We start from the raw sequence: 20440 nt of genomic DNA, 5'->3' as shown, positions 1-20440 counted from the left end.
AGAAAATAATTATTCTTTCCATTCAGATACTTAATTATGTAAAAATTTATCTATCAAACAAAACGAAAGCACCGGTCAAGCTGTCCGGTGCTTTTCAGAGATCAGGCGCCGCAGAATTGCTTTGACTGCTGTGTCCAGTTTCCAAAACCGGAAGCAACCATGTTGCGGATCACCGTGCAGACATACCGTTTTTGCGCGGGATCATTGTTCGGCCCCGCGTGATAACGGGCAACAGCCATCGTCCAGGATCCCTGGCGCCGCCTCAGGTCCTTCAGGTACCTTGCCGCATATTGCACATTTGCACGTGGTTCCAGCATCTGATCCACCGAACGGAACTGGTCACCGTGGTAGTGATGGTTGATCTGCATGCAGCCGATGTCGATCAGCTTCTTGCCGTGCTGTTGTGCATCAATCACATCCTGCTTCGCGGCTTGCCGGCTGGGAGGAAACACGGACTTCCCCTCGATATTGAGGGCATAGGGGTACAGCGAGTTGCGCCGACCGGTTTCCGTCAGCCCGACCGCATAAAGCACGCCGAGCGGCACGTTGTACTTTCGCGCTGCCGAGATCATCTCGCGTTCGCAAACGTTCTGGGTCTCGGCAGCCGCAGGCACGCTAACGGCGAGAGCACTAAAGATAGATGCCGTCAGAAAGGCTGATGTCAGAACCTTCCTCATGACCTGTTCCTCTTTTTGTTTCAGAAGTCTGATACGCGTCTTCTCTGGTGTTTTGTCCTGGACGCCCATTCTGCTGTCCGGCACCGTTGCCGGAACTCTGCGGTTGGCCGTCAAACGGGTTGCCGCCACCAGCGCCATTCTGGTTCTGGGCCTGAGGGCCTGAAGCGTTGCTTCCCGCCTGGACCTGGATCCGGTCGTCTCCGGCCTGGATCGTGATGGCATCAGCCTTGAACCCGGTCGCCCTGAGCATCTGATCGAGCAGTTGCCGGTCTTGCTTCAGGAGTTCCGCAGTTTGCGCCCTGCTCGTTACAAGCGACACTTCCACTGTATCACCGACCATCCTGAGAGACACTTTCACGGTGCCCAGCTCATGTGGCGTGAGCTGGATATCCAGTGTTTTCAGAACAGGGCCTTCCGCCTTGGCAGATATGCCACCGTCAAGTGATGCGGAGCTGGAAGCCATATCCTTGACCGCAGCGGCGATCTGGTCACCAACCTGTTGCGCGGGGGAGAGTCGCATATTCGGTGCAAAGTGGGTTTCCTGGCGCAAAACCTTGACGGTGCCCGCCGCTTCCTCCGGCAACATGGACCGGCCAATAGCCCCACGTCCCTCGCCGTCGGAAATTGCCTCCGGTTCGACGCCGAACTGCGCGAAGAGCGAAGACGTTCCGGTCTGTACAGGTCCATCGGGATCGCCAACCGGCATGCCGTTGGCCTGCCCTTGCAGGAGCGAAGGCATCGGGGCTGCACCGGACTGGGCCTGTGACGAGGGAACCTGCCCGGGTTTTCCAGCCAGCACCGCATTTAGTGACAATCCCACATGGGCTGCTGAACTCTGCAACATGGTTTCGGCCTTCGGGTCCGTTTGTCCCTCTGCCGCACCATCCAGGCCTTCGCCATCTTTCGCCTTGCGTGACAGTGCGTTCTGGGAAGCCTGCCGCAGGGCGTCGACAAGATTGCTGGTCGAAAACGCCGCCGAACCTGCCGCCTGTTCCTTGCCGGAACCGGTCTTGCCGTGGGCGCCGCCCGTAGCCCCGTCTGCCTGATCAGATGTTTCAGACCCGGGTTTTCCTGCCGCATCTTCGGCAGCTTCGCCTTTTTTCATGTTCTGCATGACGGCCTGGAATGCAGCCGCGGCTTCTTTGGAAGAGGTTTGCCCGCGCTCGCCCGTTCCAGCGTCCGTCGACTTGCCGGACTTCGGCGCAGTCGGAACGAAAGCCTGAGTGTTAACGCTCATCCTGTTCTCCCAATTGAGCGAGGGACTTTCCCGTCCGGCGCAACAGAACATTCGCAAGTTCCATGTCCGCGCTGACCCAGCTTTGATCTTCAGGAGCGTCCATATTGGTCGCGACGTTGAATTCGCCGATCACGTTGGGCGGCGGCTCCGGAAAATGCCGGACCGAGTTGAGCACGGTGTAGACGCCGTCAAGCATCGCCAGGTCCTGCGCAGTCAGGATCGACTTGTCGATCGACCACAACAGGTCTCGGTTTGCTGTAATGAACTCCGGGTCGAGACGGGTCGCCGCAAGATAGATCTTCAGGATTTCGTTTTCCTTGGTGCCGTCGACGGTTAGCGTCAGCGCTTCTCCCGTTGCCTTTCGCGCGACATTCAGATGGCCTGCCAGCAGGGCGGAACGGGCCAGACGAAGATAAAGACCGCGCCTGCTGTCGGCATCGAATTCGTGCAGCACGTCATCCAGGAGCGCGAACTTGTCCTCGCTTTTGACAAATCCGAGCGTGTCCAGTGACAGGGCAAATCGCCTGCGGAAATCACCAGCGTAGACCGACGTGCGGAACCGGCGAAGATACCGGATGCTGAGAACTCGAAAGCGATCGACGTTGCCGGTCATCCCAGCGACGAAGACTTCCCGGCGAAGAGCAGCTTCCTCAACGAGCGTTCCAGGCATCAGTAGGCTGGCGACCTGAAGCAGTTCCATCGCCTTTTCCGGATCCGTGCGGATGTAGGGTGCAGCCTTTACCAGTGCGACATGCCCCCCCAGGCTTGCCGGCAGTTCCAGCGGATCGATCTCCGCCAGAAGAACGACCATGTCCTCTTCCCTGCCTTCGACATAGGCAAGCGACGCTTCCATAAGTTTGCGGTCGACAGCGGGTGCCGGATCTAGAGACAAGAGATACCGCATTACGTCTGGATGTCCGCCACTCAGAAGATGGATGACGGCCGCCCGGGCGTTGCGCGGTTCCTGCCACGCATCGGCTGGCAACACGACAAAACTTGCGTCCATCTTTGTCAGCAAGGCTCGCTGCGCCTGCATCGCATGGCTGTTGCCCTGTGCGATCTGCTCCTGCAGGGACTGCAGCGACCGGATCATTTCAAATGGTTCCGGATCCGAAGTCTGCTTGCCAACCTGCTGCGCCCAGCCAGCCGACGCCCAGAAGACGGCCGCCATCAAGCCAAGGAGCAGACCTTTGACGCAAGGGATCCTGATGGAAAGGCAGCACATTACCGAGCCCCTTCCAGCAAGTAGATCTCAATCCGCCTGTTGGAGGCAGCAAGAGGATCGGACGGAACCTTCAGATCCTGATCGGCATAGCCTTCGACCCGGTTGAACCTGTCCTTGCCGACACCTCCGCGAGTGAGCATGTAGAGAGCCATGTGGGCGCGTGCCGACGACAAGCGCCAGTTGTCATAGGTCTTGCTTTTGAAAGGGCGCGCGTCCGTATGACCCTTGATGACAATCTGTCCCGGAGTTTCGGCAACCACCTTGCCAATCCGTTCAAGCAGTTTGACGAGTTCCGGGCGCGGCTCGGCAGACCCGATTGCGAACATACCGAAGTTCTGGTCATCGGTAAGGCTGATCAAGGCTCCCTCACCTTCTCTCGTCACCGTAATCTGACTGGCGGTTTCCTCAAGAGCTGTCCCTTCAGTCTGGGCAAGGACTTCCGAAAGACGGGCGACCAGTACCTCGGCGCTGCTTTCCGTGAAGTCTTCTTCGTAGGTGCCCTCACCGTCTCCAGTACCAATGACCGTTTCAGTCTGGACTTCAGCGATCACCTCGGTTGAAGACGCCGCAAGCGACTTGCCAAGCACATGAGCGACGACCTGATCCGTCGTATCCCCGTTGTCGGGAAGTGCGCCGTTGCCGACAAATTCAAAGGACGTCGTTCCGGATTGTTCCGCCATGTAGTCCCCGTTGCTAGGCCCATTTCGAGGGGCAGTGTTTCCGTTTTGACGGGTAACGCCGGTGTCAGGTTGCGTGCCATCTTCAAACGGCGCGGCAAAGGCGAATTCGCCGGCCAGAGCCTGGGAAGAAGGCGCGGTACCATCGCCCGGCAAACTTACGTCAGGCGCTGCTTCGGCACTGGCGACACCTCGGCCAGGACGGAACTGCCAGAACATCGGATCAAAGGGATCCCGATAGGCCTGCCCACCCTGAACGCCTTCGTTTTTCTGAAGGCCTGTACCGATACCCTTTGGGTTGTCCTCCCGCACATCAGCGACACGGATTTTCTGCGAAAGGGTGTCGAGTACGGCATAGGGATCCGTGAAAAGGATCGATTCCGAATGGGTCTGGGTAAACTGCCCCGAGGCCGGCGCTCCGCCCATCTCCGGTGTCTCGACCACCTCCTCCAGTCTATGTCCCTTGTCCAGGCCATCACCGAAGTTCTCATCCTGATCGACCGGCGCATCAGACCCACCCAATTTGCCGGTGAAAAGCTTGGTGCCGGCTTCGTTGGTATCGCCGTTGATCTCCGGATCGTTCAGGCCCTTGCGGTTCGGAGCCGTGGAGGCAAGTTTGACCGGGTTGAAATACTGCGCAACGCCGCGACGCACGCTGTCGTCGGTCACGTTGATCAGCCACATGACCAGGAAAAAGGCCATCAATGCGGTCATGAAATCCGCGTAGGCAATCTTCCAGACGCCATGTGGCAGCTGATCGTCTTCCCAGCTGTTCTTGCGCCGGACAATTACGATTTCATTCGGGACGCCGTCCAACATCAGTCTGCCTCCCCTTTCAAGGCTTCAAGCTGGCCGAGCCATTGTCCGAGCCGTGTTTCAATGGTTGTCTCGTCAAGCAGAGCCACCAGTTCGACTTGATCAGCATGCTGAACGTCGATCCGGTCTCTCAAGGCCGGCAACTGCTCCAGCACTCGGCTGACCAGAGTTTCCGGTCCGCGCAGCCTGATCATTTTGCCCTCCGTTTCCTCGGTCAGTTGCCGAAGATTGCCGGCAAAGGCATCGACCAGCTGGTCGACGATCTGCTCTGTCAGGAAAGGTTGAAGAAGCTTGGAGAGCGAATAGGAGATCCGCTGCTCCATCACATTGAGGAAGCCTTCGATGGAGGCGCTGACGTTGGCCGATTCACGCATGTCGAACCGGTCACGCTCGTCTTTGAGCTGCCTTGCGTGCTCCTCGCGCTCCTGTTCCAGGATGGCCTGAAAATGAGCCATCGTGCGGTCACTGCCTTCCGCCAGACCGCGCTCGTATTCGGCCTGGAGCTGTTCTTCCAGGCTGGGTTCGGGCACAGCTTCCTCGCAAGGCTCCAGAACGTCCACGAGAGCGGGATCGAATGCACCGAAGGACTTGAACCTGGAGGCGGACAGGACGGGAATATGGGAAGCGATTGAGGTGGTCATTAGATGCGCTCCGATTCATAGAGCCACTGGCGCAGGATCGCTGCAGACTGTTCCTCGTTGAACTCCAGCAAGGATTCCAGCTTCCGGAGCGCAGACTTGTTGCGCCGGCTGTTGAGGTCCTGCAGCATGTCGGAATGATCCGGCGGCATCAGGAAAGTCTGATCCCCGTCGACTGCTTCTGCAGCCCCTTCCGCAGCCTCCGGCAGCATTCCGAGTTCGGCCATTTCGACCTGCGGCTTGGCCATTTGCGGCACCAGGGCAGCCACGGCAGGCCGCAGACCGAACCAGATAACAAGCATCGACACGGTCAGGATTGCGAGCGCATTGATGATGTTGCCGGACTGGCGCATCAGATACTCGGTGATGCTGATCGGCGGGATCGGCTCCATGGCCCGGCCGCCGTCGATGAAGTCGACAACAGCAACCTTGACCAGGTCTCCCCGTTCTTTTTCAATCCCCGCAGAAGAGGCAACCAGAGCTTCGATTTCCGTCAGCTGTTCATCCAGTTGAGCCTGGGTCGGTTCGCCGCCAAGAGACTGTGCAAGACGGGACTTATCAACCAGAACCGCAATGGACAGACGGTCGACACGATAGCCATCCTGAGAGGTCTCGATGCGCTTGGAGGAAATCTCGTAATTGACGGTTTCCTCGCGCCGCTCGTTTTCTTCGCTGGAACGCTCACCGTTGTCCGCGGACACATCCTCTTCAGGAAGGTTCTGCTCGACCGTTGTCGGTGCCGAGACGCTGGAATTCTGAGCGTTCTCGTTTTCGCGAATGGTCCGGATGGATCGCTCGGTCCGCGAGTCCGGATCGAAAATCGTCTCGGCAATCGTCTTGCGGTCCGTGTTCAGTTCTGCGGCGACACTGACCTCGAAGTTGTCCAGGCCAAGATATGGTGTCAGGGTCTTGCGAATGTTTTCCTGGATCCGGCTGCTGACAGCAGTCTCAAGGCTGGCAAGCTGGCCTGCGGAGGCCTTGGTCGGATCCTTGCCGGCCGCCAGGATACCTCCGGACGTGTCGAGCACTGTAACCTTGTCGGCCTGCATGCCCGGAACACCGGCAGCAACCAGGTGGCGGATGGCATCGGCGGTTCGAACATCGTCCGGCACATCGGAACGGATGACGACAGATGCCGACGGCGGCTGCTGATCGCGCCTGAAAGATCCTTTCTCTGGCAACACGATATGAACGCGCGCTGCCCGGATCCCCTTCATGAGCTGGATGGTTCGGGCAAGCTCGCCTTCAAGCGCTCGCACCCGGGTCACTTCCTGCATGAAGGAGGTCAAGCCAAGCGACCCCAACTCGTCGAAGAGCTCGTAGCCGGAGTTGGCTCCACGCGGGAGACCCTTTTCGGCCAGAAGCATGCGCGCCTTGGCTGTCTGCGCATGGCTCACCATGACGGCGGAGCCTTCCGAATTGATGTCGAAAGGAATGCCTGCGTCCCGCAGCGCGGAACCGATGCGAGTGACGTCTTCACCGTCGAGACCCGTATAGAGGACGGTCTGTTCCGGTCGGCTCAAGTAATATGCTCCCGCGCCGACGGTTGCGATTGTGGCGAGCCCGATCAAGGCGAGCGCGATAAGTCTGCGCACTCCCAGTTCCATCAGGTTTGCCCATAGTTTTTCGGCGTGTTCACGGCCCGGCATGCATAACCCCTTCATGCACGTAACGTTCTGTTTGACCCACTATCGGAACTGGACCTTGTGCGAGCCTGTCACCCGGGCTTGAAGACGGAAATTCTGAACACAAAAAAACCGCGCCCCGAAGGGTGCGGTCCTCTTGCCTGGAAATCCGGTCAGATAAACTGGTTGGATTAACGGAACAGGGACAGAATGTTCTGCGAACCCTGGTTGGCGATCGACAGAGCCTGGATACCGAGCTGCTGCTGAGTCTGCAGAGCCTGGAGGCGGGTCGATTCTTTGTTCATGTCAGCATCCACGAGCTGGCCGACACCACGGTCGATCGAGTCGATCAGAGCGGACACGAAGTCCTTCTGCAGATCAACGCGCTTCTTGGTGGATCCGAGCAGGGTTGCGGAGTCTGTGATGAGGCCCAGAGCTTCGTCGACATCCGAGATCATGCCTTCCAGAGTGGTCAGGTCGGCAGCGCTGTCCGTCAGAGCGGAGATGTCGATGGTGTCGACAACGTTACCGTTCGTCAGAGCACGGTCAAGGATACCGGTACCACCACCAGTGGTGTCATAGAGCTGGGTAGCGGTGATATCAACCGTGGTCGTCAGAACGGAAACCGCACCACCGACGCGGGTGAAGGAGCTGACGATTTCTTTCGACGTAACGGTGGTCACGTCGGAAGACAGCCAGTTTTCACCGTTGAAAACAGCGGATTCGGCAGTCGACTTAAGCTGGTTCTGCAGTTCGTTGATGTCGGACTGGATCTTGCCGCGGTCGACACCCGGAGTACGGGCAGCAACAAGCTTGGCTTTGATTTCGTTCATGACATCAACAGTGCTGTCCATAGCAGTGTACATGACGTCGACGGTCGCAGCACCCAGACCCAGAGAGTCTTCAACGGCGCTAAGAGCCATGTTGTCAGAACGCATGGTGGTTGCGATGGACCAGTAGGCAGCGTTGTCTTCCGCGCCGGCAACGCGATAACCGGTGGAGATGCGGTTCTGCGTCTCTGCCAGGTTGGCGCTGGTGTTCCGCAGAGTCTGCAGAGCGGTCATTGCGGAAGCGTTCGTCATCAAGCTAGACATGATATGTCCCTTCAATGTGTCAGTGTGTACTGGATTGGATTGGGACATGCCGGGTTTGCACCGGCACAGCAGGAGCAGCGTCATGCTTTTGAACCGTGGGTAGTTTGGGGTTCAACCTGCTGTGAAAATGACCCTAGCGGCTCAATCTTGCGTGAAGCTTACGTCGATACGGGCAATTTGATCTTTTTCGAATTTCACCGAGACGCAACGTTAAATCGGAAGATATAATCGCTCGCGATCATATCGCTGAAAACAAAAAAGCGGAGCCTTTCGGCCCCGCCCTTTTGCGCCCCGACGCCCCCGTCGGTTACAAGAATGATCGCACAAGACTACCGACCAGTAGGTTCCATCCGTCGATCAAAACAAAGAACAACGCCTTGAAAGGCAACGATATCACCGTTGGCGGCAACATCATCATGCCCATGGACATGGTGATCGTTGCTACGATCATATCGATCACGAGAAAAGGCAACGCGATCAAAAATCCGATTTCGAAACCCCGGCGCAATTCGGAAATCATGAAAGCCGGTATCAAGACACGCAGTTCAACTTCCTCTGCAGAGGCCGCTTCGTTTTCTGTCACGCGGCCGGCCGCTAGGTCATCAAATAGAACGAGATCTTCTTCGCGAACCTGGCTGAGCATGAAGTCCCGGAAGGGAGTTGTGATCCGCACGTAGGCCTCTTCCTCGGAGATTTCGTTGTTCATCAGAGGTTGAACACCCTGCTCCCAGGCTTTGTCGAAGGTTGGAGCCATGACATAAAAAGTCATGAAGAGGGCCAGCGAAATGAGGATCAGGTTACCCGGTGTTGTTTGAAGACCGATACCGGACCTCAGGAACGAAAAAGCGATCACGAAACGGGTGAAGCTCGTCACCATGATGAGGATGCCCGGAGCCAGAGAAAGCACAGTCAAGAGTGCAATCATCTGGATGATACGGCCGCTGGCACTTCCCTCTCCTGCAGGTAGCAACGCAGAAAGATCCGGCACCTGGGCAGCAGCAGCACCCGTCATCGCGACCAGTACAAGGCCGGCAACAAGAAGACGGCTCATTGAATAACCACCGATTCCAGAATGACTTCGTTCACCTGACCTCTGGTGCGTGTCTGAGCGCGCTCGGTGAGATCTTCGCGAAGATGCTGCAAACCGATCCCCCCCTCCAGATGAGAGAGCGTAAGCGTGCGCATGTAGCCGAGAAAATCGTCCTCGACCTTTTTCTTGAGCACACCAACATCACCGTCCGGATCGTCTTCCAGAAGAATTGAAGCCTGCAACCTTATCCAGGCATCTTGCGGCGACGCCAGATTTGTCACGAGCGGTTCAAGCGTCTGCAGGCGTGTCGAAGGCGAAAACGGCAACGTTTCGGTGAAGCTCTGTTGCTGGCGAAGCCGGCCATGAACTTCCTCTTCGGTGTAGTCAGCAACATATTTTGCAAGGCCCGCTCCAGCGCCACCGCCAATCAGCGTCAGGAGCACCAACGCCGCGACGAAACCGGAGCTGCGCTGATTTTCCTGCGCACCCTCAAAAGGAACTTCGATGATATTAGGCATTTGGGTCTTTCCGGTACTTTCAGGAAGTGCTCAGAAGGGCGTCACGATGTCGTAGATCTGCTGCCCCCAGGCCGGTTGCTGAACCTCGGTGATCCTGCCGCGGCCACCATAGGAGACCCGCGCTTCGGCAATCTTGTCGTAAGGAATGGTGTTGTTGGCCTGGATATCCCGCGGACGCACGATTCCGGCGATTTGCAGGATGCGCATCTCGAAGTTGACGCGCATTTCCTGCGAGCCGGAGATCACCAGGTTGCCGTTCGGCAGGCGGTCCGTGACCACGGCCGCAACGGACAGCTGGATTTCTTCCGACCGATCAATAGAGCCGGAACCTGCGGATCCGGAGCCGGAATCAACGCCAAGATTGCCGCTGCCACCATGCCCGATGCCATCCCAGTCGTAATCCATGGTGCCGCCCCAGCCGATATCGGAAGTGCGGCGGCGATCCGAACTGTTGTCCATGTTCGCGCGGTCATTGATCTGGATGGTCACGGTCAGCACATCACCGACTTTCTTTGCACGCGGGTCTGCAAAGAAATTGTCGCGACCGCTGGCCCACAAGGAGTTGTAGTCCTTGACCGTGCCCTGGCCGAAAGTGCTTAGCGGATAAGCTGCCGGCTGTTGAACGGCAAGTCCGTATCCGACCGGAGACATCTCCGGTGCGCGGCCAACGTCTTCCAGCTGCCCGGCACAGCCGGTCAGCATCGCAGCTCCTAGGGAGATCACAAAAGCGCGCATCAGAAACTCCGTTGTATTTCGGGATGGGTCAGGCCCATCATCGATTGGGTCAGCTGGGCAGCACGGGAAGGTTCCATCTCGTCGAGAATGCTGCTGGCAACACGGGCCTTCAGTTTCAGGAGAACGCCAACGGCGGCTTCCTCGTCGGTCGTCTGCAGCTGCGCCGCAGCTGCTTCCGGACGCATGCGCCCGATAATGGAGACGACCTGGTCCTCGACTTCGTTGAGAAGGTCTTCGCGCCGCTCGACCCATTTTTCGAATTCGCGCTCTTTGCGCTGCAATTCTTCAATCCTGTCCCGGAGGCTTGCCTCCAGGCTGATCAGTTTCCAGGTCTGCCACTTGATACGCGCATCCGAAGCCGCTTCGGCGATGTTCTTGCAATAGAGCTCGCTGTCCTGTGGCGGTACGGGCGCAATCGCGCTTTCGCCTGCCTGCGGCTTCTGACGCGGCGCCTGGGCAATGGCCTGGCCGCCGAATGTGAGCGAAACTGCCGCAAGCACCAGAAGCGTGAATGTGCGGCCGCGGTCCAAATGTCGTGGCATAAGGCCTTCCCTTGTGCAGAACCTCTTTGACCGCACAATCGGAGATCGAGCTTGCGTGAGGCTGTCGCAAAAAAACGCCGCTTCAAAAAGCGGCGTTTCAGAATTACTTTCATGAAGGTGACGTCATCCCGCCCTTCAGGGTTTCAGACCACATAAGTGCTGGTTTCCCTGTCTGAATAGGAGCAGGTCTGACTTATTGCACCACGAGTTCCGCCTGTAGCGCACCGGCTGTCTTGATCGCCTGAAGGATGGCGATGATACCGGTTGGTCGCAGACCGATCCGGTTGAGACCTCGCACCAGCGTGGGCAGGTCCGTTCCACCGACAACAGCCAGTTGACCACCGCTTTCCTGAGCATCGACATATGTTCGTGGCACGACCACAGTCTGGCCGTTCAGCGAGAACGGCGACGGCTGCGAAACCTCGGGTGCTTCCGATATACGAACCGTCAGATTGCCATGGGTAATCGCAACGGTCGAAATCTGAACATCCTTGCCAATGACCACAGTCCCTGTTCGCTCATCGATCACGACCTTCGCAATCTGGTCAGGCGTCACCCGAATAGCTTCAATTTCCGCGATGAACCGCGTGACACTGATGTTTTGCGGCGGAGTGAGTACGACGGTGCGATAGTCGCGCTCCTTGGCCACCTTGATGCCGTATCGCTCCCTGGTGAACTGGTTGATCGCGTCGGCAATACGCACTGCAGTGCGGAAATCCGGATTGGAAAGTTCGAGAACCAGGTTGGGTATTTGCGAAAATTTAGCCGGCAAATCTCTTTCGATGAGACCACCGTTTGGAACCCGACCGACGGTCGGTATACCCTGGGTCAGGCTTTCCGCCTGCCCCAGTTCCGCGAAACCGGACACTGCAACGGGGCCCTGCGCGACCGCGTAGATCTGCCCATCAGCCCCCAGTAAAGGGGTAGCGATGAGGGTCCCCCCGGCAAGTGACGTAGCATCGCCAAGCGAGGAGACACTTACGTCGATCGTCGATCCCTGACCGATAAAGGACGGCATTTCGGCGGTCACGACAACGGCCGCTACGTTACGCGTCCGAAGCCGCGCATCGCGTACGTTCACCCCCAGACTGTCGAGCATCGATTGCAGCGATTGCTCCGTGAATGGGGAATTGCGCAACGTATCGCCGGATCCTTTCAGACCGATAACGAGGCCATAACCGACAAGCTGGTTGTCGCGCACCCCTTGCAGACTGGCGATGTCCTTGATCCGCACCATGGACATTGCCGACACCGGCAAGGCCAATAGTGCAGCCAGAACAAAAACGAGTAACCGGGTCATAAATTCAGTTCTCCACACGTATGGTGCCGTCTTCTTGAACCCGTCCGGAAACAACCAGACCGCTATCGACATTGCGTACGCGTACGAAGTTGCCGGCTCCGCCGTTCTGAAGAGCTTCCACCTGCATGATGATCACCAGCCCCTGCTCACGGAAGACCAGTCGCGCCGGCTCACCACGACGAACAAGGACCGGCTTTTCGACCGAATTGATCGGTACCGGCTGTCCTGGAAGCAACGTACGCCGTGCAACCATGCCAACCAGTTGGCCCCTGTTGGTAGACACCGCGAATTGCTGCGCTGTCCGCGTTGGAAACGATCGTTCGATCAGATCCTGGTGAGTGATTTCGGTTCCAGCCGGTATGGTCTGGCGCGGAACCGGCAGATCTATGCCTCCCGCTGCTTTCGCTGCCCCGGTGCTGAAGATCATGACCAGCGCCAGGAAAAGGGATCGGATCGTCATTACCTTCTCCCTGTTAGCGAATGCCGTTGGTGACGGTACCGGCCATCTCGTCGGCGGCTTTCATGACCTTGGAGTTCATTTCATAGCCGCGCTGAGCGCTGATCAAGGCAGTGATTTCCTTCACCGGATCAACGTTTGAGCTTTCCAGATACCCCTGGCGAACCACGCCGAAACCCGGATCACCCGCAACACCGGTAACAGGCGTGCCAGAGGCCTCGGTTTCACGGAAAAGGTTGCCACCCACTGGTTCCAGACCGACATCGTTGGCAAAATTGGAAAGCGTCAGCTGTCCGAGTTCACGAGGCGTCATCTCGCCATCGACCTTGGCATAGACCTGACCCGACTCATTGACGACAACTTCAATGGTTTCTTCCGGAATGATGATCGCCGGTTCGACGGCATAGCCGTCAATGGTCACCAGTCTGCCGTCGGCATTCTTGTTGAACGAACCGGCCCGGGTAAACAGCGTTTCGTCATCAGGGCCGGTAATTTCGAACCATCCCCGCCCGTCGAGCGCAACATCGAACTGGTTGCCGGTGTTGGTCAGCGAGCCTTGGGCATGGAGTTTGCGGATCCCGGCGGTACGAACACCCAGACCAAGCTGAGCGCCTTCCGGAACCGGATCTTCACCACCCCGGTTCGGCACGCCCTGGAGGCGCTCGGCCTGATAGAGAAGGTCTGAGAATTCCGCCTGCGAACGCTTGAAGGACGTGGTGTTCATGTTGGCGATGTTGTTGGCGACCACTTCGACATTCGTCTGCTGGGCGCTCATGCCGGTCGCGGCGATAGCAAGGGCTTTCATGGATTTTCTCCTGGTAATTACAATCGCTTATCGAGGCCAAGCCTTCGATCAGATCGACATGCGGCTGATTTCCTGATAGGCGCTCACGACCTTGTCGCGGATGGCAATTGCGGTCTGGAGGGTCGATTCAGCAGCCATTACGGCCTCGACCACCTGCTGAACCGAAGCCTGTCCGTCGACACCTGCAATCGATACCGCTTCGCCTTGCTTGATCTTGTCGATCGCATCGGTCGAAACTTTCGCCATCGCATCGGAGAAACTGGTTTCGCCTACGGCGCCCGTGCCGCCAAGATCCGGCGTGCTCGCCGTGTACCTGGTGGTGGAGGCAGCTTTCAGGACGCCGTCGGTCGACGATGTCAGCGCGGAGATTTCATTGATCATGATCAGTTCCTCAACAGGTCAATGTTGCGCATGACCATCTCGCGGGCCTGCGTCATGACTTTCAGATTGGCTTCGTAAGAGCGGTTGGTTTCACGCATGTCGGCCAGTTCAAGCAGCGTGTTGACATTCGGCATCTTGACGTAGCCGCTTTCGTCCGCTGCCGGATGGCCGGGGTCGTATTCCACCGCGAACTCGGCTTTGTCCTTGCCGATGTCCTTCACGGACACCAGGTTGGCCTGGACGGCGCGGCTGAATTCACTTTCAAACGTGATGGTCTTGCGCCGATAGGGATCATCGCCGGCGGCTTCACCGGTGGAGCGGGCGTTGGCGAGGTTTTCGGACACAACTCTCAACCGCTCCGACTGCGCTCTGAGACCGGCGCCGGAAATCTGCAAGGTTGCGGAAAGCGGATCGGACATGATTGTTTTCCTTTAGGATTTCACTGTGGAGAGGTACATGCGGTGAAAGGACTTCGCGATACTGGCGTTCAACGAATGATCGCGCGCGACCTCTCCTGCCTTCATGAGTTCCTGTTCCAGACTGACGGAGTTACCGGAATGCGTAACCGTCCAGCTATCCGCCTTTTCGACATCGGATTTGCGCGCAGCTTCCATGGTCTGGCCAAGATGGCCGTCATGGGTCGCGGTCATGGCAAGCTGGGTCTTGCTGATCACTGTAGTGAAAGGTTCCAGGTCCTTGGAGCGGAAGCCTGGCGTATTGGCGTTGGCAATGTTTTCGGCAATGGTCGCCTGGCGGACGGACAGCCAGTCATTGCTATTCGAAACGAGTTTGGTCAGGAACACAGGTTCCATAGAAGACCTCCTATCAGCTCAGGTTGCCCCAAGGGATAGTCAGCCAAGCTTGCCCGAAACTGTTCGACCGTGATGATTGGGCAGGGTTCCTTTCCGGACGCCTGCGACGCAAGTTTCGCACAATCTTCGGTGTGCATGCATTACCGGTGCGGGCGTCCCTGCCCTTTCAGTATTCGGTATTCGGGAGAAGCGTATGAAACGTCTGCAGCCGCCGACCTGCGCAAGGAAAGCAGCCAGACCCTCGGGCCACCCATTCATATATCGCGCCTTCATGATGCACCGTGTCCCGTTGGTGAAGGCTGGGCTCCTGCAGGCTGCAATCGCTGCTTCAGTTGCCTGCCTGGTACCAGAAGCTTCTGCCCAGACCACGAACTGCGACGCTTACGCAAGAGCCTACGCAGATGCGCATATCAACCCGGATCAATCGGACATGCCGATCGTCGACGGCGCGATGGAAGGAGCCGTTGCAGGTGGCGCCTGGGAAGGCCCAAGTGGAGCACGCAGGGGGGCATTGACAGGCGGGGCACTTGCAGTGCTGGACAACCTTGGCAGCACTCCGGCTGGTTGGCGCGGTTTGTACGATCTTGCATATCGCCTTTGCCGGAACGCACAATCACCAGTCACACACCGCCCCTCGACGCTGGGAGATCCCAGCTATCGGCCCGCACTCCCCGGTTCCAGCAGACCAGAGCCCTTAAGGCCAACGGGACCGCTTGCCCCATCAAGACCCAACAACTGAGGTTGTGCCATGTTTTCATTTCTGTCTTCGAAACGGGACTCCATTGCCGCAGCAATTCAGCGTCGCCTGCATCCGCGCCAACGCACAAGATTGCGCCCCGCGAAACTTGCAAGTCTGGACAATGAATTTATTTGCGATTGCACGATCAGGGACATTTCCGATGGAGGTGTCCGTCTAGTGCTGAACGAGGTTACCGACCTGCCGGAAGAGTTCTACGTCTTCGATGCCGTCCCCAAAACGGTTGCCGAAGTGCAGCTGCGCTGGCGCGATGGACTGGCCGCCGGAGTTGTCTATTTAGTTCCACCTGCAAGTATCCGACACTTCAAGAACACCGGCGTCAGAAAACTTGCACAGAGGCTTTATGCTCTGGATGGCTAGGTCTCGAGTAATTGTCCTACAAATTTCAAAGCAGCAAATTCATTTCCTTGCCTGAATGGTCAATAATTCAAACAGCAGCGACATAAAGAGACTCCAGAAGCGACGTATTAGCTTTGCAAAAGGTCGTGGCAACTCATTAAATCTAGTATTTTATAAAATTCGCTTGTAAAACATGCGCAGGACACAACGCCGGTCTCGCCGATCAAGTACGATTGGAAAGACCCGACTGCCTGAGTCTGTTGAATGGATAATAAAAAGCGTAATTTCTTCGAACTTCCGGACAAGGTCCTTACATCCCTGCCGACGGGGGCAGTCAAAGATACGGTCGAACATCTCGGTAGAAAGATTGCGCGGGGAGAATATCCGACAGGCGCGATCCTTCCGCGTGAGGACGAACTTGTCGACAGCCTCGGTGTTTCGCGAACTGTGGTCCGAGAAGCCATCAAGGTGCTTTGCGGCAAGGGACTCGTTCGAACGGCACGCAGATATGGGTCTCGGGTCTGCCCCTTTGACGACTGGAACCTTCTCGATCCGGACGTCATTCGCTGGCATGACCCAAGAAGTCCGCAAACTGCGAGAATCTATGCGGAAGCAACCGACCTCAGACTGATTTTCGAGCCGGAGGCCGCCGCCCTGGCGGCCGTCAACGCAAGCCGGGAGCAACGCGACACCATTCTTGCAGCCGCACGTGCCATCCATCCCCTGGATGGTCAGGAAAGCATGATCGGAGCCGACTACATGTTCCATGCCACGATCCTGCAGGCCAGTGGCAATCAGATGCTTTCCCAGCTCCAGAATCTGATTTACGCGGTCATGCTCTTTTCCTATGCCGCCTCACAACGAACCCCTCCGGAAGAAAAGATTGCGCGTCGCAATCACGTCGGCGTTGCTGAAGCGATCGATTCCGGAGATGCAGAACTGGCGCGTGGACGCATGAAAGACATGCTGGTGCAAAACAAGGCCATGGCGGACAAGCTGGTCGCTTCGACCATCCACGAGTGACGTGGTTCGCGGCACACCTGTTGGTCTGTCTGGTAAACAGAGACAGACACCGGTTATTTCTTAACCGGATACCCGCTCTCTCAAGAGCACCCGTGGAGTGACGCCTGCGTTTTCACATTTGTTGGACAACTGAGAATTTTCCCAGCAGACTAGGGAAAACCAACAATGATGGCCTAACGGCCAATCCGGGAACGCCATGAAATTCTATTCAGAAACCGAATTGTCCTCCGGCACTTTTTTGGGCCGTGTCTGGCGACCCGATGTCAAGGGTCCTGCCGTCGTCACACTGCGAGAAAACCGCGTTTTCGACATCACGTCCGCAGCCGCCCCCACCGTTCGGGATATTTGCGAACTAACGGAACCGGCTGCCTATGTTGCCGCAGCTAAAGGAGAAGATCTTGGCACTCTGGATGAAATCGCGGCTGGTACCTGCAGCGATCTCGCCAACCTGCATTTTCTGGCTCCCAGCGATTTACAGGCAGTGAAGGCATGTGGTGTGACCTTCGCAAATTCCATGGTCGAACGCGTGATCGAGGAGAAAGCGGCAGGAGATCCTCAAAAGGCCGAAGCCATCCGGGCACGGGTAGGTGCAACCATCGGCGACAGCCTGCGTAACCTGCGAGCCGGATCCGAAGAAGCTGCCAAGGTCAAACAAGCGCTTATCTCCGAGGGCCTCTGGAGCCAATACCTGGAAGTCGGCATTGGCCCGGATGCCGAGGTCTTTTCCAAGGCGCAGGTTCTTTCCTCTGTCGGCACCGGAGCCGACGTCGGACTGCACCCGGTGTCCAGCTGGAACAACCCAGAGCCGGAAGTGGTTCTGACAGTCACCTCAAAGGGGGTGATTGTTGGCGCGACTCTTGGAAACGACGTCAATCTGCGTGATGTCGAAGGCCGTTCGGCTCTGCTCTTGTCCAAGGCAAAGGACAACAATGCATCCTGTGCTATCGGACCGATGATCCGACTATTCGACCAGGGATATTCGCTGGATGACGTTCGATTGGCAGAGTTGGACCTGACGGTGGAGGGAACGGACGGCTTCATCCTGAAGGGAAGATCTTCGATGAAGGAAATCAGTCGGGACCCTGTGGATCTGGTCCGGCAAACCCTGGGCCGTCACCATCAGTATCCCGACGGGATCATGCTGTTTCTCGGTACCCTCTTCGCACCGACGCAGGACCGGGACGTTGCCGGAGAAGGTTTCACTCACAAACTGGGCGACGTCGTCACAATCGAAAGTCCGGGCCTTGGTCGATTGAGCAACACGGTCCGGCTTTCGACCGAATGTCCGGAATGGACATTCGGCATAAGCTCCCTCATGCGCAATCTCGCACAAAGGGGTCTCTTGTAGTCGTACGCCGAATTGCCCAGCGCATCACGAAAGCGCTCATCTGGAAGCATTCGGCCGACCTAAAGCGACGGCTGGACCATCTTCGCCGGAACAACAACCCGGTCGAATTCCTCCGCACTGACGAATTCAAGGTCAAGGCACGCCTGCTTCAAGGTCAGATCGTGCTCGAACGCATGGTGTGCGGCATGACTGGCCTTGTCATATCCGATCACCGGACTTAGCGCTGTCACCAGCATCAGGGATTGATCCAGAAACTCCCTGATGCGCTTCTCGTTCGGCTCCATGCCTTCCACCAGGAAAAGGGAGAAGTTGGTGCAACCGTCGCCCATGATCTTTACCGACTGCAGGATCGCATTGATCATCAGCGGCTTGTAGACATTCATTTCCAGGTAGCCACTGGCGCCACCTATCCCGACGACGACGTCATTGCCCATCACCTGTGCCGCAACCATCGCCAGTGCCTCGCACTGCGTCGGGTTTACCTTGCCTGGCATGATCGAAGAGCCGGGCTCGTTTGCCGGAATTTTCAGCTCAAAGAAACCGCAGCGAGGTCCACAGGACAAGAGGCGGATGTCGTTTGCGATCTTGAACAAGGAAACTGAAAGCGTCTTCAAGGCTCCGCTCAACATGACGAGAGCATCATGCGCCCCCTGAACCGCAAACTTGTTCGGAGCCGTATAGAACGGCAAATCCGTCAGTTCCGCGATCCGGGTGGCAGACAACTCCGCAAAAAGGGGATGAGCGTTGATGCCCGTCCCGACTGCGGTTCCGCCCAGCGCCAGTCCATAGACATCCTTAAGGGCAAAACTGATGCGCTCAATGTCCTGACGCAGCATTTCCGCATAACCGGAAAACTCCTGACCAAGCGTCAAAGGCGTGGCGTCCTGCATATGCGTTCTGCCGATCTTTATGATGTCGTCCCAGGCGTCGGCCTTGTCTTGCAGGCTCTTGTGGAGCATCTGCACGCCGGGCAAGAGGCGATGTGTCACCTGGAGTGCAGCGGCCATGTGCATCGCTGCGGGAAAGCTGTCATTGGACGATTGGGACAGGTTCACGTGATCGTTCGGATGAACCGGATCCTTTGACCCCAGCACACCACCGGCAAGGGCAATGGCGCGATTGGAGATCACTTCGTTCACGTTCATGTTGGTTTGTGTTCCGCTGCCGGTCATCCAGACGTGCAACGGAAAATGGTCGTCAAGTTTTCCATCAATAACTTCGTCGGCTGCCAGGACAATCAACCGCGCAAGATCTGCATCCAGCAACCCCAGCTCTTCGTTTGCAAGGGCCGCCGCCTTCTTCAAAATGCCATAAGCGTGGACAAGCTCTATCGGCATCAGGTCGCTACCGATGGAAAAATACTTCAAGGAGCGCTGTGTCTGTGCCCCCCAGTATTTGTCCTCCGGCACGTCTATTTCGCCGATGCTGTCGCTTTCAGTACGCATATGCGCCTCCTCGTGAGTGGCTCAAGGGGCCAGCAAGGTTTCCGTCAGTTCACTATCGGGATCCTTCAAACCGTCTATGACATCGAAATGATGGCGGCCCGGATCCTCCTTGTAGGTGGCCATTGGCCAGGCATCCGCAAGGAGTTTCGATTGCCTTAGAAACTCCGGGCGCTCCGCTCCGCCGACCCAGGCGACTACCGGACAGTCGACGGCGGGCACCATCAATGCCGCACTTTCGGCCATGGCATCGTCTTCGTTCATCTGGAAGGACTTGTTCATCACCGTGTTTCTGAGCGGGCGAAGGTCGTGCAATCCGCTGATGGAAACAACACGCTCGATTCGATCCAGAACGTCTTTCGGCAACCGGCTGTCTTCGCAAATCATGCGTGTGACCAGATGCCCTCCGGCGGAATGCCCGGCAAGACGGATCGGGCCACCAACGCGAGCAGCCGCCTTCGTAATCGCAACGGAGATTTGCCGCGTAATATCTGCGATCCGCACATCAGGAGCCAGATCGTACGACGGCATGCATACGGTCCAACCTCTTGCCAGGCAGCCGCTAGCAAAATGCGACCAGGAACTCTTATCGAATCTCAGCCAGTAGCCCCCGTGCACGAACACGACGAGCCCTTTGGACTTCCTCTGCGGCCGAAACACATCGAACCGCTGACGATCTCCTTCGCCGTAAACGACATCCAGATCCTTTTCGACCCAGCTTTTCCGGAAGGTCTCCGCTTCCTGCGCCCAGCGCACGATGAAATCGTCAGCGCCCGGAATATAGGCAGCATTTGAATAGGCATCGTCCCAATCAAAAGTCGTCATCTCACTCATTCGAAATCCTCAGGCAAACGTCGAAACCAATTGGCGGCATCCTTGCACGATTTACCTAGAAAGCGGAACGGTCTGAATGCCAATCTCAACTTGTCAAACGGACAGCCATCAACCTAACGTCTGAAAAA

23 protein-coding genes are annotated in these 20440 nt (G+C 57.3%); 4 read left to right on the top strand and 19 right to left on the bottom strand.

The window, feature by feature from the left end:
* Nucleotides 1-101 precede the first annotated feature (101 nt).
* The 17 genes from FIV05_RS19740 to flgB all read right to left on the bottom strand — a co-directional run bounded on the left by FIV05_RS19740 (nt 102) and on the right by flgB (nt 14569).
* Nucleotides 102-677, bottom strand: coding sequence for a transglycosylase SLT domain-containing protein (locus FIV05_RS19740; RefSeq protein ID WP_152510696.1), 576 nt, complete (start codon nt 675-677; stop codon nt 102-104).
* Complete coding sequence (locus FIV05_RS19735) at nt 631-1914, bottom strand: flagellar hook-length control protein FliK (protein WP_173013893.1); 1284 nt, start codon at nt 1912-1914, stop codon at nt 631-633. The genes FIV05_RS19740 and FIV05_RS19735 overlap by 47 nt, the downstream gene beginning before the upstream one ends.
* The gene (locus FIV05_RS19730) at nt 1904-3139 is read right to left on the bottom strand and encodes a chemotaxis protein (RefSeq protein ID WP_152510694.1); all 1236 of its coding nucleotides are present in this window, start codon (nt 3137-3139) and stop codon (nt 1904-1906) included. Before FIV05_RS19730 ends, FIV05_RS19735 begins: the two co-directional genes overlap by 11 nt.
* Nucleotides 3139-4635 carry a MotB family protein gene (locus tag FIV05_RS19725; RefSeq protein WP_152510693.1) on the bottom strand — a complete coding sequence of 499 codons (1497 nt, stop codon included), beginning with the start codon at nt 4633-4635 and terminating at the stop codon, nt 3139-3141. Before FIV05_RS19725 ends, FIV05_RS19730 begins: the two co-directional genes overlap by 1 nt.
* Nucleotides 4635-5273 carry a hypothetical protein gene (locus tag FIV05_RS19720; RefSeq protein ID WP_055654457.1) on the bottom strand — a complete coding sequence of 213 codons (639 nt, stop codon included), beginning with the start codon at nt 5271-5273 and terminating at the stop codon, nt 4635-4637. The genes FIV05_RS19725 and FIV05_RS19720 overlap by 1 nt, the downstream gene beginning before the upstream one ends.
* On the bottom strand, nt 5273-6919 hold the full coding sequence (fliF, locus tag FIV05_RS19715) for a flagellar basal-body MS-ring/collar protein FliF (RefSeq protein ID WP_152510692.1): 1647 nt from the start codon (nt 6917-6919) through the stop codon (nt 5273-5275). Before fliF ends, FIV05_RS19720 begins: the two co-directional genes overlap by 1 nt.
* A 167-nt stretch (nt 6920-7086) precedes the next feature.
* Complete coding sequence (locus FIV05_RS19710; RefSeq protein WP_031268437.1) at nt 7087-7989, bottom strand: flagellin; 903 nt, start codon at nt 7987-7989, stop codon at nt 7087-7089.
* A gap of 307 nt (nt 7990-8296) precedes the next feature.
* On the bottom strand, nt 8297-9040 hold the full coding sequence (gene fliP, locus FIV05_RS19705; protein ID WP_022998502.1) for a flagellar type III secretion system pore protein FliP: 744 nt from the start codon (nt 9038-9040) through the stop codon (nt 8297-8299).
* Entirely contained in the window at nt 9037-9537 is a 501-nt protein-coding gene (locus FIV05_RS19700; protein WP_152510691.1) for a flagellar basal body-associated FliL family protein, read from the bottom strand. The genes fliP and FIV05_RS19700 overlap by 4 nt, the downstream gene beginning before the upstream one ends.
* Before the next feature lie 30 nt (nt 9538-9567).
* Complete coding sequence (gene flgH / locus FIV05_RS19695; protein WP_022998500.1) at nt 9568-10272, bottom strand: flagellar basal body L-ring protein FlgH; 705 nt, start codon at nt 10270-10272, stop codon at nt 9568-9570.
* Complete coding sequence (locus FIV05_RS19690; protein ID WP_209009717.1) at nt 10272-10814, bottom strand: MotE family protein; 543 nt, start codon at nt 10812-10814, stop codon at nt 10272-10274. The genes flgH and FIV05_RS19690 overlap by 1 nt, the downstream gene beginning before the upstream one ends.
* A gap of 193 nt (nt 10815-11007) precedes the next feature.
* Nucleotides 11008-12114, bottom strand: coding sequence for a flagellar basal body P-ring protein FlgI (gene flgI, locus FIV05_RS19685; protein ID WP_152510690.1), 1107 nt, complete (start codon nt 12112-12114; stop codon nt 11008-11010).
* Nucleotides 12115-12118: 4 nt separating this feature from the next.
* Nucleotides 12119-12574: a flagellar basal body P-ring formation chaperone FlgA gene (gene flgA, locus FIV05_RS19680; protein WP_152510689.1), complete on the bottom strand. Its 456-nt coding sequence runs from the start codon at nt 12572-12574 to the stop codon at nt 12119-12121.
* 13 nt (nt 12575-12587) lie between these two features.
* Nucleotides 12588-13376 (bottom strand): flagellar basal-body rod protein FlgG, encoded by a 789-nt coding sequence (gene flgG, locus FIV05_RS19675; protein ID WP_075282136.1) that lies wholly within the window; start codon nt 13374-13376, stop codon nt 12588-12590.
* Nucleotides 13377-13424: 48 nt separating this feature from the next.
* Nucleotides 13425-13757 carry a flagellar hook-basal body complex protein FliE gene (locus FIV05_RS19670; protein ID WP_022998495.1) on the bottom strand — a complete coding sequence of 111 codons (333 nt, stop codon included), beginning with the start codon at nt 13755-13757 and terminating at the stop codon, nt 13425-13427.
* Nucleotides 13758-13759: 2 nt separating this feature from the next.
* Nucleotides 13760-14176, bottom strand: coding sequence for a flagellar basal body rod protein FlgC (flgC, locus tag FIV05_RS19665; RefSeq protein ID WP_152510688.1), 417 nt, complete (start codon nt 14174-14176; stop codon nt 13760-13762).
* 12 nt (nt 14177-14188) lie between these two features.
* Nucleotides 14189-14569, bottom strand: coding sequence for a flagellar basal body rod protein FlgB (flgB, locus tag FIV05_RS19660; RefSeq protein WP_022998493.1), 381 nt, complete (start codon nt 14567-14569; stop codon nt 14189-14191).
* 193 nt (nt 14570-14762) lie between these two features.
* Between flgB and FIV05_RS19655 the strand changes: the two genes are divergently transcribed.
* The 4 genes from FIV05_RS19655 to FIV05_RS19640 all read left to right on the top strand — a co-directional run bounded on the left by FIV05_RS19655 (nt 14763) and on the right by FIV05_RS19640 (nt 18036).
* Entirely contained in the window at nt 14763-15308 is a 546-nt protein-coding gene (locus FIV05_RS19655) for a hypothetical protein (protein ID WP_152510687.1), read from the top strand.
* A gap of 177 nt (nt 15309-15485) precedes the next feature.
* The gene (locus tag FIV05_RS32065; RefSeq protein ID WP_324252086.1) at nt 15486-15686 is read left to right on the top strand and encodes a hypothetical protein; all 201 of its coding nucleotides are present in this window, start codon (nt 15486-15488) and stop codon (nt 15684-15686) included.
* Between the two features lie 243 nt (nt 15687-15929).
* Entirely contained in the window at nt 15930-16688 is a 759-nt protein-coding gene (locus FIV05_RS19645; protein ID WP_152510686.1) for an FCD domain-containing protein, read from the top strand.
* Between the two features lie 196 nt (nt 16689-16884).
* A complete protein-coding gene (locus tag FIV05_RS19640) occupies nt 16885-18036 on the top strand; it encodes a fumarylacetoacetate hydrolase family protein (RefSeq protein ID WP_152510685.1) in 1152 nt (383 codons plus the stop codon).
* Between the two features lie 59 nt (nt 18037-18095).
* Here the strand turns inward: FIV05_RS19640 and fumC are convergent, their stop codons facing one another.
* Entirely contained in the window at nt 18096-19481 is a 1386-nt protein-coding gene (fumC, locus tag FIV05_RS19635; protein WP_152510684.1) for a class II fumarate hydratase, read from the bottom strand.
* 21 nt (nt 19482-19502) lie between these two features.
* Nucleotides 19503-20312, bottom strand: a complete 810-nt coding sequence (locus tag FIV05_RS19630) for an alpha/beta hydrolase (protein ID WP_152510683.1) — start codon at nt 20310-20312, stop codon at nt 19503-19505.
* Between the last annotated feature and the right edge of the window lie 128 nt (nt 20313-20440).

The organism is Labrenzia sp. THAF191a (assembly GCF_009363335.1).
Taxonomy (GTDB): domain Bacteria; phylum Pseudomonadota; class Alphaproteobacteria; order Rhizobiales; family Stappiaceae; genus Roseibium; species Roseibium algicola.
Note: the sequence above shows the minus strand (reverse complement) of the source record. Positions and strands in the feature narration are given on the sequence as shown.

Excerpts from the sequence above, each read along its gene's own strand:
- FIV05_RS19740 (WP_152510696.1), bottom strand. The coding sequence starts at position 677 with ATGAGGAAGGTTCTGACATCAGCCTTTCTGACGGCATCTATCTTTAGT.
- FIV05_RS19735 (WP_173013893.1), bottom strand. The coding sequence starts at position 1,914 with ATGAGCGTTAACACTCAGGCTTTCGTTCCGACTGCGCCGAAGTCCGGC.
- FIV05_RS19730 (WP_152510694.1), bottom strand. The coding sequence starts at position 3,139 with ATGTGCTGCCTTTCCATCAGGATCCCTTGCGTCAAAGGTCTGCTCCTT.
- FIV05_RS19725 (WP_152510693.1), bottom strand. The coding sequence starts at position 4,635 with ATGTTGGACGGCGTCCCGAATGAAATCGTAATTGTCCGGCGCAAGAAC.
- FIV05_RS19720 (WP_055654457.1), bottom strand. The coding sequence starts at position 5,273 with ATGACCACCTCAATCGCTTCCCATATTCCCGTCCTGTCCGCCTCCAGG.
- fliF (WP_152510692.1), bottom strand. The coding sequence starts at position 6,919 with ATGCCGGGCCGTGAACACGCCGAAAAACTATGGGCAAACCTGATGGAA.
- FIV05_RS19710 (WP_031268437.1), bottom strand. The coding sequence starts at position 7,989 with ATGTCTAGCTTGATGACGAACGCTTCCGCAATGACCGCTCTGCAGACT.
- fliP (WP_022998502.1), bottom strand. The coding sequence starts at position 9,040 with ATGAGCCGTCTTCTTGTTGCCGGCCTTGTACTGGTCGCGATGACGGGT.
- FIV05_RS19700 (WP_152510691.1), bottom strand. The coding sequence starts at position 9,537 with ATGCCTAATATCATCGAAGTTCCTTTTGAGGGTGCGCAGGAAAATCAG.
- flgH (WP_022998500.1), bottom strand. The coding sequence starts at position 10,272 with ATGCGCGCTTTTGTGATCTCCCTAGGAGCTGCGATGCTGACCGGCTGT.
- FIV05_RS19690 (WP_209009717.1), bottom strand. The coding sequence starts at position 10,814 with ATGCCACGACATTTGGACCGCGGCCGCACATTCACGCTTCTGGTGCTT.
- flgI (WP_152510690.1), bottom strand. The coding sequence starts at position 12,114 with ATGACCCGGTTACTCGTTTTTGTTCTGGCTGCACTATTGGCCTTGCCG.
- flgA (WP_152510689.1), bottom strand. The coding sequence starts at position 12,574 with ATGACGATCCGATCCCTTTTCCTGGCGCTGGTCATGATCTTCAGCACC.
- flgG (WP_075282136.1), bottom strand. The coding sequence starts at position 13,376 with ATGAAAGCCCTTGCTATCGCCGCGACCGGCATGAGCGCCCAGCAGACG.
- FIV05_RS19670 (WP_022998495.1), bottom strand. The coding sequence starts at position 13,757 with ATGATCAATGAAATCTCCGCGCTGACATCGTCGACCGACGGCGTCCTG.
- flgC (WP_152510688.1), bottom strand. The coding sequence starts at position 14,176 with ATGTCCGATCCGCTTTCCGCAACCTTGCAGATTTCCGGCGCCGGTCTC.
- flgB (WP_022998493.1), bottom strand. The coding sequence starts at position 14,569 with ATGGAACCTGTGTTCCTGACCAAACTCGTTTCGAATAGCAATGACTGG.
- FIV05_RS19655 (WP_152510687.1), top strand. The coding sequence starts at position 14,763 with ATGAAACGTCTGCAGCCGCCGACCTGCGCAAGGAAAGCAGCCAGACCC.
- FIV05_RS19645 (WP_152510686.1), top strand. The coding sequence starts at position 15,930 with ATGGATAATAAAAAGCGTAATTTCTTCGAACTTCCGGACAAGGTCCTT.
- FIV05_RS19640 (WP_152510685.1), top strand. The coding sequence starts at position 16,885 with ATGAAATTCTATTCAGAAACCGAATTGTCCTCCGGCACTTTTTTGGGC.
- fumC (WP_152510684.1), bottom strand. The coding sequence starts at position 19,481 with ATGCGTACTGAAAGCGACAGCATCGGCGAAATAGACGTGCCGGAGGAC.
- FIV05_RS19630 (WP_152510683.1), bottom strand. The coding sequence starts at position 20,312 with ATGAGTGAGATGACGACTTTTGATTGGGACGATGCCTATTCAAATGCT.